Consider the following 12675-nt stretch of genomic DNA (forward strand, 5'->3'; position numbering starts at 1 on the left):
TCCCCCTCAGTTAGAAAGTGTTACTCAAACCTAGATAGGGTTCTTCGCTCTGAATGACAGAAGTAGAAATAGTCATTTCTTTAGTCTGTTATCTTGGAAGAAGTATTAGATACTCTTTAGACATGAGACGAACCTGGAAAAACGCTAATCAGGATTCAGTCAGAAACAGTTCACCAATTCTAAATTAGTTTCTTCACTTCACTCTGACTGACAGCAGGAAAATAGTTAGTGTTGTTCTAATTCTGAACCTCCTGCATGATATAACCGATGCCGCTGATGGTATGAATCAGCTTGGGCGAAAAGTCTTTATCAATCTTTTTACGGAGGTAATTCACATATACATCTACCACGTTCGTACCCGTATCGAAGTTCACATCCCAAACTTTCTCAGCGATTTCGCTGCGGGATAAAGCCCGATTCTGGTTTTTTAGGAAAAATTCCAATAAGGCCAGCTCACGAGCGGTAAGACTGATTTTCTGATTATCGCGTTTCAGCGTTTTACTTTTCTGATTGTACTCCAAATCAGCAATTTTCAGGATCACAGCTTCCGTCGGCACGGTTAATCGCCGTCGGTTCAACGCCCGTAACCGAGCCATTAGCTCCCGAAATTCGAAGGGTTTTACGAGGTAATCATCCGCCCCGGCATCAAAGCCAGTCAGGACATTATCGGTCGTTCCGAAAGCCGTTAGCATCAGGATAGACACGTCTTCGTATTTTTCCCGAATGATCTTACAAAGCTCAAAACCGTTCATAATCGGCAGGTTTACATCCAGAATTACCGTTCCGTATTCCTGTTCTTTCAGCAACTGCTGAGCCCGGAAAGCGTCATCCGCAATATCTGCTTCGAGGCCATAATCTTCCAGTCCGCTTTTGATGAAAGAGGCTACATCCTGCTCGTCTTCAACCACTAGAATTTTCATAATTCTACATTTTTCAATACGAAATAAAAGCCTTTTTTCGAAAAACACGCACGATCAAGAATGTAGGACCGCGATCCATCGCGTAAAAACCAGATACCTCTTTCGCAGTCGCTTGGCTTCGTCGAGTGATGAAATAGTTAGATAGGCTTCCAGTGGGGTGGTATTGAGAATATTTGCGTCAGGCAAGTATGGGATTACCTTAGATGTCAGCGAAAAGGTTGTTCAGGCTATGTTGATAGCATTATATACTTCATTGCTTAGGTTAGTGCTGCCAGCAAAAAGGCTGGCCGGACCACGCTGGCAGCGGCATCTCTAGTTAATAACCTTCAAAGACAGATTGCTTTCGGATTACAAATCCGAAAGCAATCTGTCAGGGATTTGTAATCCCAACGGTACCTAAAAACCGCCTTAGACTTATTCAACCGTTACAATTCCACCGCCTGAATAACTTCGATACTCTCCGTTATACATCGCATCGGCTGATACCGGGCCAGCGGTGAATTTGCCCTTGGATACGGCTCGGGCTAAATAATAATACGTTTGGGGTTTTCCGGAAACCGATACAAAATAATGAATCCGGTCGTCACGTAAATCAAAGTGCTCGGGGTAGGATTGGCCTTTAATCCAACTTAGGTCGCGTTCAGGTGTAATGCGGGGATTTTCGATTTCCAGCCCCGCTGGTAACATATCCGTGATTACCACATTTTCAACGGGTAATCCATTCTGCGTTCGCACCGTTACCCGAACAACGATTAGCTCATTTTGCCGAAGATTACGGGTAATGGGTTGTCCACTTCGGTCAAGATACTGTTTCCGAACTTCCAGAATCTGATCACCCAGTGGAACAGTATTCCCCTGTGATAGACCTTCTGCCTGAGCGAAGTAATAGAGCGAACCTTTGCCCGAAGTGGCGAGGGTGAGTGGCGTTTGTAATCCTTTATTGATGAATAAATCCTTACCCGTAAAGGTGACCAGAGAACGTCCGGCTGCCTTGATTTGAGCGGTGGCGGTAGAGGCAGCCGACTGTTTGGCCAGTTTACCCAAGGCGAGCAGGGCAAAGCTTTCTTCCTGTGTAGAAAGCCAGTGATTTTGCCGTACCGCTGCCGAAAGCTGCCGAGCCAGTCCCGGAATTTGGGGGTTAGTCGCATCCGTTTCCAGTAAGGTATTCAGCACCAGAGCCTGATTCCGAATGGGGCTTGAAAAGTTACCTCCCGTTTGCCGCGGACTTTGATCGACTGGATACTGTTTGGGCAATAAGGCCGATTTACTGGTTTCATCACCAAGCGAACCGAAGGCCGCTGCCAGCAGATACCGCGAGTCAGTGGTTAATAAAGACGTATTAGCCTTGTAATAATTCATCACTGAGCGATTGGAACGGCCCGCCAGCGTCAAAACATAGAGGCTATAAATGGTTTCACGACGAGCTTGCATTCGATTCGTGATGCTGCCGTCTTCATTATGAATGACAGCCTTCTCATTGGCCTGCTTGCTTACCTGCTGGTTGAGGTAATCCAAGGCTTTACTCAGCGTGTTGGCATTTGCTTCATAGCCAGCTTTTTGAGCTTCAATCATAAAATGCACCGCATAAGCCGTTGCCCACCATTCGTCGCGTTGACCCGCCTGCCACATGGCTAAACCGCCGTTATACAACTGCAACGTTTCAATTTTACGTAAAGCTGCCGCCACATTAGCCGCTGGGTTCAGATCTGAGTTACCAGACTTTAGGTACGGTTTCCGATCCGTTTGAATCGTCTTGACCAGATCGGCGAAGTATAACTGTGGAAACGCCGCCGAAACCGATTGCTCCAGACATCCGTAAGGATAACTCAGTAAGTGATCGAGCCGATCCGAGAGCGAAACCAGTGGCGAGCGACTCACCCGCAAGGAAGCTTTAACAGTGCCGGGGACAAATTCCTGAAGTGAAAGCGGTAAGGTAGCCGTTTGCCCGGCATTTACGGATCCTGAAACAGAAGTTTTCACTAAACCAACACTAGGCCGAACGGTAAGGTCAACCTCTTCCGTAAACGTTTCTCCCAGTCCCTTGACTGACACTTTTACCTTACCCGTGCCAATGGCCTGAGCGGCTTTGATGTTGAAGTTAACCCGACCTTCGGCGTCAGGATTAATGCTGAGGGTTTGCGGAGCTGGCGTCTGGTTTTGTAAGGCTCCCGTCGCTTGTAAAGTTGCGGTTATGGAGGCTGTCTTCTTCGTGGTATTTGTAATGTTAACCGGAACAATCAGTTCATCGGAAGGACTGGCAAAACGAGGTAGGGCCGTGCTAATCACCAGCGGGTCGGCAACTTTGATATGCTGTGTGGCTGACCCAAACGCTTGGTCTTTATAGGCCACAGCCATGACTCGTAAATCACCCGAAAACTGGGGGATGTCTACGTTAAAGCTGGCCTCACCGCTGGCATTTGTTTGCAGGATTCCGCTCCAGACAGCCACGAGTTTCACCCGACCGTTGGCCAGTGGATTCACCCGTTTTTCCATATCAAACCCATCTCCACCGACAGAGCTTCGCGAGCGAATGCCTAACTCGGGATGCAGATAGGCGTAGAGATCATAGCCATTCACTTCCAGGGCCCGCTTCTGATAAAAGAAGCCATAGGCATCAGGAGATTTGTAGTTTTTCAGTTGAAGAATGCCTTCGTCCACCACGGCAAGGGTTACCTGAGCATTCCGGGCGGTTTTTACACGAATCGTCTGACGCGTTTTCGACCGGGATTTTTCGACGGAAGTAATGGCTACGTCTAATTGGTTATCGGCATCCGAAACCATAAGGGGAGCATACCCGTGAGCTACCGTCAGCGGTAAATCTTCGTCATTCATTTCTCGGAAAAGCGTCGCTGCTACGTAAACGTTAGGCAAGTGCTCTTTACCTACCGAGAAACTTAACTCGGCAGATTTATGATCAGTGGTCAACACGTGATGCTCAAGCACACGATTGCGTTCAATGGTAACTAACAGTTTTCCCGAAAAAGGCGTCTTGAATAATACTTTCGCCTGATCGCCAACCTGATAGGAAGGTTTATCGAACGTCATTTCTACCTGACCTTCATTATTTACTTCAAAAGCAGTGGAACTGGTTTGACCGTAACCGTAGGCATAAAACGACTGACTCGTCCAGTTTCGCGAACCTGCCCGATGAAGACGAACTTCGTATTCCCCGGAAACGGGGGGAGCATAACTCACCGAAGCCCGGCCTTTGGTGAAGGCAACGGCTCGACTAAAGACGATTTTTGATTGTTTTTTGGAGGAATATTTCATCGAACCATCCGTGTTTTTTTCAATAACCGTCTGGTAATCGTGCTTGACGATGTCAAGCTGACCTTGAGTATTTTGGAGCTTTCCATCCGCATTTAACGCTACGAGTGGAATCGTAACCGGAGCATTGGTACCCACATAGGTATCGGGCATGCCGATGCCGTATAAAATGGGCTGTGTCTGTATCGTAAACTTCTGCAAACGATTCACCGGACGACCCGTTTCGTCGAAGACGGTTATGAACGCTTTAGCTTCCAGCAAACCCATGTCCTGCCAGCTAGCGGGTAATACGAAACCTTCCGTGGCCAGTCCGGCGGCATTGGTTTTGCCCTGCCGAACCATATTTTCAAACTTGGTATTGTCCTGTATATCGAAGACAAAACTTTCGTAACCCTTGGGCTGAAAAAGTTGCCGCTTCACCTGTACATCCATCTCATAATTTCGATCCGATGCCGGAGGACCGAAGAGGTTGGTAGCCGTGGCCGAAATGGGTACCGTTTCACCGGAATTATAGCGTTCTTTCGGTGATCTTACGTCAACTTTGATCCGATCCGGCATGAATTCTTCTACCGAAATGGGCTGCGAAGTCAGAATGACATCATTGGCATTCAATACTTCCAACTGATACGTCCCGGTAACAACGGCTGTTTCAAGGGGAATATCGGCGGCTACGGCTCCCTGGGCATTGGTAGTCAGGCGAAGCGTTCGGTATTCCCGACCGTTTGGCATCAGAAAACGAATTTTTAACGGAATTTCACCCGGTGTTTCCCAGGTGTGTTTACGTACAATGGTATTAAAATGCACCGTCTCGCCGGGGCGGTAAATGTTGCGGTCGCCGTAGAGGAAAGCTTCAAAACCCGAGCTATTGTCTCGTTTGCCGTCCACTTCAAAACGACTGGTGGGCACCTGCGTATCTTCCAGAAAAAGGTAATTGAAATCGTCTTCAGTCTGAGCCGTTACCAGTGCCGTAGTGAAAGAAGTTTCTTTTAAGTCTTTAAATAAAGCAACGCCTTTCGAGTCGGTTTTGACAGTTTGAATGGTCTGGTTGTTCGAAGAGATCAGCTTGATTTCAACATTACTCAGAGGTTCGGTGGAACGGATGGAGTGAGCAAAAACGAGGCATTCATCGCCTGCGTTTTTAGTCACTAAGCCAATATCAGAAATGCTGACCAGCTTGGTGGCGGAATGGTAATATTCGTCAGCCGAATGCAGCGAAACCAGATAAATTCCCCGGAACTGGTTCGTCGGGTCAGGTAAGCTGAGGTTCAGTAAGGAAACGCCGCCATTTTTGGGTAAATCTTCGGTTTCAATGGTTTTATTAACCACCAGATCCGAGTAGGCTCCACCATCTTCGGAATACACATAGCCCCCTTCAACGTAGGCATCATTCTCGTAGCGATAATCACGGTATCGGTTATTACGGAGGTAAGCCAGAATATTGTTCTCGTAAATCTTCGAAATCCGAACCTGTACTTTAGGGATGTTGGTTACCTGAACGGCCACATTCCGGTGCCCTTTGGAGCTCAGATAAACCGCTTTTTTATGCACAAATTCCAGAGCGGCGGGCATTCGTCCAAAGTATAAATCTTTGGTGTAGGTCTCGCTAAGAGCCGGGCCAAGAACACCCCGCAACTGCTCATTGAGCGTTAAGGTATAGGTATCCGTTTCGTTGAAATCGCCTCGGATGATAAATCCGTTTTCCAATAGCTCCGTCTGCGTAGCAACGCTGGTTTTGGTTTCTTTAGCGGGTAAAGGGTTTCCTAAACTGTCGTATTCAGTAACCGCTTTTGTGTGGGTGCTGGCGTTTAGTACATACGCCGAAGCAATGGATTCAGGATTCAGTTCCTGGGTGGTGGTTACTTTAATAAAGCCACGATTATTTTCGAAACCTGATTCTACACCAACAATTTCCAGCGTTTTGGGGTCGGGTAAAGTCGTCTTTAACTCGATGGGTTCTTTTGACTGGTAGGAAGTAGAAACAGCCTGAATACCTGCATCGAGTTTCAAGTTCAGTGTCTGAGCCTCCTGAACGCCGGATAAGCTAAGAGGCAGGGAAGCCGTAGTGCCCTGTTGAGCTACGCTAAAGCCCACCTTTTCATCTTTTCGGGTAACGTTCAGTTTGGAGCCTACCTGACCGCCGGAAATCGGATAATTGAAATTCAGCCGGAGTTTGGCTACTGCTTGTCCGCTCGTTTTCGCCTTGGTCCAATAGGCTTCGGTGGTTTGAAGTTGTAGATAAGGTGTATGAAAATGGAGCTTTTCGGAAGAAACACCCAGAGACTGTTCTTTTACCTGCGTGAGTAACTTATCGGAAAGCCGGGCCTGATACTCGGTGGCGGGCTGGAAGGAAGCGGCGGGCGAAAAGACCAGCTCGTTTTTACCTACCCATTTAAATCGGCCCTGAATGGCAGGTTCGAACTCGATGAACTTCGTGCTTTGCCAGGTTCCCAGCTCTGCATCAGGAACGAGGTCTTTATTAAAAGTAAAAACCAGATTTTGAGCTAACTGAATTTCATCTTCAAAGTTTGTAGCCCGAATAACGACCTCATTGAGTTTCGAACAGGTCGAAAAAAAGACAGACAGAGCCAGCAGCCCAAGCACCCGAAGCCCACGCATAGAGTATAAAGGAATTTAGATTGAAGTAAGGAGTTGTCTGTTTTCAGTTTCAAAGAAAAACTGAATGCTAAACGGCTGTAAGATAGGATTTGTTTCCCCGGGTTGTTATCCGTAGCTACCTAATATTGACCCCCGCTGGGGTTGTCAATGCGATGGTCTTACAATGACTGTTACCAGCAAAAGAAGGAATTATGATATAGATCGGGGATCTAAAAAATCCCCTGGGTTAGCACCTGGAATTATCCATAGTTTTAACTCCACTGGGGGAGGCGTACGTATGCTTACCCTGTCGTTGCCAGCTTTTTCGCTGGCAACATGAGTTACTGGTGGAAAGTATTCTTAATGGTAGAATCGTAAGCAATCGATCATGAACAAGAACCCGAGAGGGGTTTAATGCGGATAACCTTGGATGTTAGAATGCCCCTTCGGAGTTATCTATGGTTAACTCCGAAGGGGAGGTGTATACTTACCCTGCCTGCCGTTGCCAGCTTTTTCGCTGGCAACATAAGTTACTAGTAGGAAAGTATTCTTGAATGACTAGGTCTATCCAAACCCGGTCTGGATAGACCCAGTCAACCCCGTTGTAATTGTTAATGCAATGGTCTTATACTCAATGTTGCCAGCAAAAAAGCTGGCAACGGAAGGTCATTGAAAACAGAAAAACGGCTCACTGAAAACTCAACGCGGCACTTCGATTTTTTTGATAATCTGATCGATAATCGCATCTGGCGTAGTGCCCTCCATTTCTTTCTCGGGCGTAAGAATCAGTCGGTGACGTAAAACTGGAGCAGCTAGCTCCTGCACGTCTTCGGGGGTAACGAAATCGCGGCCTCGCAGGGCGGCTAAGGCTTTGGATGCATTTAATAAAGCTACCGATGCCCGTGGAGAAGCCCCCAGGTAAAGGAACTTGGAATTACGCGTTTCATGAACAATCTGAGCGATGTAAGTCAGAACTTTATCTTCGATTAATACCTGCCGAACTTTTTCGCGTAAGGCCGCTAATTGTTCTTTCGAAAGAATGGCCTGAATGGTATCCATCGCATCCGCAATCTGGCGGCGTTGGTGGTGGCCCTTTAGAATTTCCGTTTCCTGATCCAGCGAAGGGTATTGAACGACAATTTTGAATAGAAAACGATCCAGTTGGGCTTCCGGTAAACGATACGTTCCTTCCTGCTCAATGGGGTTTTGCGTAGCTAACACCAGAAACGGAGCCGTCATGTGATAAGTATGGCCCGCGTTAGTTACCTGCCGCTCTTCCATGACTTCAAATAGGGCCGACTGCGTTTTGGCCGGAGCCCGGTTGATCTCATCAATCAGAATGATGTTCGAGAAAATAGGTCCGGGTTTGAATTCAAAATCAGAGGTTTTAGGATTGAAAACGGAAGTTCCGAGCACGTCTGATGGCATTAAGTCGGGCGTAAACTGAATTCGATTGAAATCTACCGAAATCGTTTTCGCCAGTATCTTTGCCGTCAGCGTTTTCGCCACACCGGGTACGCCTTCGATAAGCACGTGACCGTCTGCGAAAAGAGCCGTCAAAAGCAGGTCAATCATGGATTGCTGCCCAATAATTATCTTACCTACTTCCGTCCGAATGTCGGCCACGGTCTGGTAAAGTTCACTTAAGTCAATACGAGATTCAAAGGCGTCCATGTACTGTGTTGCGTTGAAAAGGTGGCAAAATACAGAATCCACGCCGAATTTCCCGATCAATTTAAACCATCATTTCAATACTAAAGCGATTTGTAACGTTTACCGAAGTACGTTGACTACTACGAGCGATGCTGATGATACGAAATTTACTAGTTTACCTATTAATGCTGGGAATTGGGATAAGTGCCTGTAAAAAGAAACCCAGCCCCGAACCCAGCCCGACGGTTCCCCCATCCAGTACATTTTCGCAAATTCAACGCCGAATTCTGACGCCGACCTGTGCAACGGCGGGATGCCATGCCTCTCCGCAGGACCCAGGGTATGCTACTCATCAATTAGTATTAGCGGCTGGACAGGCTTACAAAAATCTCTTTAATGTAGCTCCGGTTAATGCACTGGCTATTTCGGATGGTTTGTTACGGGTTAAACCTTACAAATCCCTGGAAAGCCTGTTTTATCATAAATTGAATTTCGATGCTTCGCACCACGGGGGAAAATTCTACGGTAGTCCCATGCCGTTAGGTGGTTCACCTCTATCGGTTGGTCAGATTGATTTTGTTCGCCGCTGGATTGAAGCTGGAGCTCCCGAAACAGGAATTGTCGCCGATTCTACGTTGCTGGATGATAAAACACCCAGCCCCGGCGGGTGAATTTTATCGCTTAAATTAAAAAGGAAAGATTAGTTCTGTAAATCAGATAACGATTGAAAGCCGTACCTTTGCGGCATGAAGCCACTGAATTTTAAGGATTTAATCATTTTCGAAAACGAAGATTACATCGTTATTAATAAACCCCCTTACATTGCCTCGCTCGATGAGCGTCAGGCGGATAACTCCCTGAGTATTTTACGGATGGCTAAAGCGTATAGTGATGATGCCCAGCTTTGCCATCGTCTGGATAAAGAAACGTCAGGTGCTCTGGCTATTGCTAAAAACCCCGAAGCATACCGACATTTATCCATGCAGTTTGAGCACCGTGAGACGGTGAAACGGTATCATGCCGTGGTGAATGGTGTACACAATTTTCAGGGAGAATCGGTGTATTTGCCCATTCTGGCCCTGCCCCGCGATGGCGTTGTGAAGATTGACCGGGCGAAAGGGAAAGAGGCCGAAACGCTGTTTTTTACGCTGAAAGCCTACCGCCAATATACCATTGTGGAATGCTTACCTATTACGGGCCGCATGCACCAGATTCGCGTACACCTGATGTGCATGAAAGCTCCCATCGTTTCGGATGAAACCTACGGAGGGAAGCCCGTTTTTCTGTCGCAGTTGAAGAAGAAATTCAATCTTAAAAAAGATACTGACGAGCAACCCCTGATGAAACGCGTCGCTTTGCATGCGTACTCACTGACCTTTAATTTACTGAATGGGGAAGAAGTAAAAATTGAAGCTCCGTACCCAAAAGATTTCGAGGTTCTGGTGAAGCAGCTGGAGAAAAATGGGTAGTTAATGGTTATTGGTTGATAGTTGTTGGTTATTTTTTGGTTGACAGTTGTTTGTTTTTAGTTGTCCTTGGATAATCTAACAACGAATAACCATCAACAAAGCAAAAGGGTTACGGAATCGCTCCGTAACCCTTTTTTTCTATCAACGAACAACTATCAACTAAAACTTCAGATTTAAGCGTGTAAACCAGAAAGTACCGTTATTACCCATTTGAACAGGGTCCCAGGCTCCGCCGGATTCGGTCAGGCTGGGAACGTGCATGGTAGGATAGACATTAAAGATATTGGTGGCACCCAGGGCTAAGCCCACTTTAGGCGTAAAGCGATAACCCAGGGTTACGTCTGTGGTTACTTTCGGCTTGTAAATATCAAATTTCTCGGCGTCAGGTACGTTTTCGGCATAATTCCAGTTCGCTAGTTTGATTTCACCAAAACGAACGAAACGCAGCATAACGTTGAACTTACGAAGGGTATAATCAAAAGACAGATTAATCTTCGAAGGAGGAGCGGAAGCTATAGTGAAATAACGTTCGCGTAAGTTGAAATAAATGCGTTCTTTGCCTTTCAGTTTGGGCGTTGTGTTAGGTTCTCCATTGATCGTTAACTGATTAAAGTTAGCCGCTAAGGAAGACGTTAAACTTCCATTGCCAAGGCCCGTGCGATGGGTCAGGATTACGTCTAGTCCTTTGGTTGTCGTTGAAATGGCATTGGTAAAAAACTGAGCTTGTCCAACATTCAGAGCTTTTAAATCTTTGCCAATTACATTGTCGTCATCGCTAAACTGACCGGTTAACACAATCCGATTTTTGATTTTAACCAGGTAACCGTCCACTGTTAATGACAAATTATTGGTTGGATTCAGGGTAATGCCTGCACTTAAGTTCTGAGAAGTTTCCTGCTTCAGTTTAGGAATACCCAATGTCTGCGTTACCGGACTGTTATTACGAGCAATTAATACTTGAACGGGTATACCATTTACGAAGTTAGTAATGGTAGAATTGAAGTAAATCTGGGGTAATGACGGTGCCCGGAAACCCGTGCTGGCTGTGGCCCGCAAGGTCAGGAAATCCGTTACTTTGTAGCGGGCCGAAAGTTTTCCGTTAATGGTTCCGCCAAAGTCGCTGTAATGTTCATAACGAGCTGCTACGCCAAACAGGAATGCTTTAGTAATGTCGGCTTCCATATCCACATAAACCCCCAGGTTCGACCGACCTTTATTGATCACATCGCCTGGCTGAAAACCCGGAAAACCCTGAGCACCGGGAGCTACGCCCGTTTTGTAACTACGATAGGAAGCTTCTTCTCCCGCAAAAATCTGATAATTCTCCATGCGGTACTCGGCTCCGGCAGCAAAGTTGAATCCTTGCAGGGCTTCCTTATAGAAACGAGAGAATTTCAGACCCGTTACGTTCTGATTCAACTGAAATCCACCTGCGTCGAAAGATCTGGGTGAGGAAGCTCCCAGCGAGGTATTCAGCGTATTGTTAACGAAGTAATGAAAACGATTCGAGCCGAAGGTGTTATAGACGTCAAGTTCTGCTTTTCCGAGTAAATGACGAACGCCCACGGTAATCGAACGATCGTTGATTTTACTGGAAATAATGGGATCGAAACCATCGGGATAAATGGCTGGAACATTGCGGTCATTATCGGCAAAACGAGTCCAGGCATACGCGTCGCCTTTGCGGTAATTCAGTCCGCCAAAAGCATACAATTGCGTGCGTTCCGACAAAGGCAGACGAGCGTTCAGGTATAAAGCCGAGTTTTGAGCTTTGGGGTCACCGTACTGGCGACGGACTAGATCGCCCGGGGTGGTATTAGCCCGGTTGGTATGATCGCGGAAGTTATAATCGGCGGTGAGGTTAACAAAACCATCTTTTTTGATTTTGAACCCGTAATTTGCGTTCAGGTTGTAGTTCAGACCGTCAAATTTCTTGTCATCAAAGCGATACTTAGCCTGATACGCTCCGGCATTGGCATTTACTTCCAGCACGTCAGTCGTCGTTTTCAACACGATGTTAATTACGCCGGCGATGGCGTCTGAACCATATTGAGCAGCAGCTCCATCGCGAAGAATTTCAATGCGTTCGATGGCCGAAGCCGGAATGGCGTTCAAATCGGTTCCGGTATTACCCCGCCCTCGTGTGCCAAAAAGGTTCACTAGCGAAGACTGATGGCGACGTTTCCCGTTGATTAATACCAGGGTCTGATCAGGACCCAGGCCGCGTAAGGAAGCCGGATCTACGTGATCGGCTCCGTCAGAACCCGTCTGACGGTTCGAGTTAAAGGAAGGTGCTGCATACTGTAGTAACTGATTCACGTCCAGTTGACCCGTGCGTGAGATAACCTTCTGGAAATCAATAATATCCACCGGGGCGGGCGTGTCGGTTGGAGATCGGTTCAAACTGCGGGAACCCACCACTTCAACCTGATTCAAAAGGTTACCTTCCTGTAAAGAAAAGTCCAGCGTGGTTAATCCGTTCAGCGGTAATTCTACTTTGTCATAGCCCACAAATGAGGCTACCAGTACGGCGTTAGCCGCACTTACGGAAAGGCGATATTGACCGTTAGCATCGGTAGTAGTACCCGTATGAGTACTTTTTTCGATAACGGTTGCTCCGGCTAATACTTCGCCAGTGGATGAGGTTACTTTTCCGGTAACGGTAATTCGCTGAGCGAAAGCCGACATGGAAATCAAGAGGAAGAAAAATATTTTTTTTGTCATAAAAATGTTTGGGGTGATGTAGAAAAGGGTAATGGATACAAATGGTT

The 12675-nt window shown here is 46.8% G+C and carries 6 protein-coding genes; 2 read left to right on the plus strand and 4 right to left on the minus strand.

The window, feature by feature from the left end:
- Positions 1–236: 236 nt before the first annotated feature.
- The 3 genes from QE390_RS09905 to QE390_RS09915 all read right to left on the minus strand — a co-directional run bounded on the left by QE390_RS09905 (position 237) and on the right by QE390_RS09915 (position 8456).
- The gene (locus QE390_RS09905; protein ID WP_307142008.1) at positions 237–920 is read right to left on the minus strand and encodes a response regulator transcription factor; all 684 of its coding nucleotides are present in this window, start codon (positions 918–920) and stop codon (positions 237–239) included.
- 414 nt (positions 921–1334) lie between these two features.
- Positions 1335–6803, minus strand: coding sequence for an alpha-2-macroglobulin (locus tag QE390_RS09910; protein ID WP_307142009.1), 5469 nt, complete (start codon positions 6801–6803; stop codon positions 1335–1337).
- A 678-nt stretch (positions 6804–7481) separates the two neighbouring features.
- Positions 7482–8456, minus strand: coding sequence for a MoxR family ATPase (locus tag QE390_RS09915; RefSeq protein ID WP_307142010.1), 975 nt, complete (start codon positions 8454–8456; stop codon positions 7482–7484).
- 134 nt (positions 8457–8590) lie between these two features.
- On the opposite strand from QE390_RS09915, the gene QE390_RS09920 reads away from it, so the two are divergent.
- Together QE390_RS09920 and QE390_RS09925 are read left to right on the plus strand one after the other, a co-directional pair.
- On the plus strand, positions 8591–9106 hold the full coding sequence (locus tag QE390_RS09920; protein WP_307142011.1) for a hypothetical protein: 516 nt from the start codon (positions 8591–8593) through the stop codon (positions 9104–9106).
- A gap of 75 nt (positions 9107–9181) precedes the next feature.
- Positions 9182–9904, plus strand: a complete 723-nt coding sequence (locus QE390_RS09925) for an RluA family pseudouridine synthase (RefSeq protein ID WP_106636797.1) — start codon at positions 9182–9184, stop codon at positions 9902–9904.
- A gap of 159 nt (positions 9905–10063) precedes the next feature.
- Here the strand turns inward: QE390_RS09925 and QE390_RS09930 are convergent, their stop codons facing one another.
- Positions 10064–12628, minus strand: coding sequence for a TonB-dependent receptor (locus QE390_RS09930; RefSeq protein ID WP_307142012.1), 2565 nt, complete (start codon positions 12626–12628; stop codon positions 10064–10066).
- Positions 12629–12675 lie beyond the last annotated feature (47 nt).

The organism is Siphonobacter sp. SORGH_AS_1065 (assembly GCF_030818595.1).
Classification (GTDB): domain Bacteria; phylum Bacteroidota; class Bacteroidia; order Cytophagales; family Spirosomataceae; genus Siphonobacter.

Coding starts and splice junctions, on each gene's coding strand:
- QE390_RS09905 (WP_307142008.1), bottom strand. CDS start 920: ATGAAAATTCTAGTGGTTGAAGACGAGCAGGATGTAGCCTCTTTCATC.
- QE390_RS09910 (WP_307142009.1), bottom strand. CDS start 6,803: ATGCGTGGGCTTCGGGTGCTTGGGCTGCTGGCTCTGTCTGTCTTTTTT.
- QE390_RS09915 (WP_307142010.1), bottom strand. CDS start 8,456: ATGGACGCCTTTGAATCTCGTATTGACTTAAGTGAACTTTACCAGACC.
- QE390_RS09920 (WP_307142011.1), top strand. CDS start 8,591: ATGATACGAAATTTACTAGTTTACCTATTAATGCTGGGAATTGGGATA.
- QE390_RS09925 (WP_106636797.1), top strand. CDS start 9,182: ATGAAGCCACTGAATTTTAAGGATTTAATCATTTTCGAAAACGAAGAT.
- QE390_RS09930 (WP_307142012.1), bottom strand. CDS start 12,628: ATGACAAAAAAAATATTTTTCTTCCTCTTGATTTCCATGTCGGCTTTC.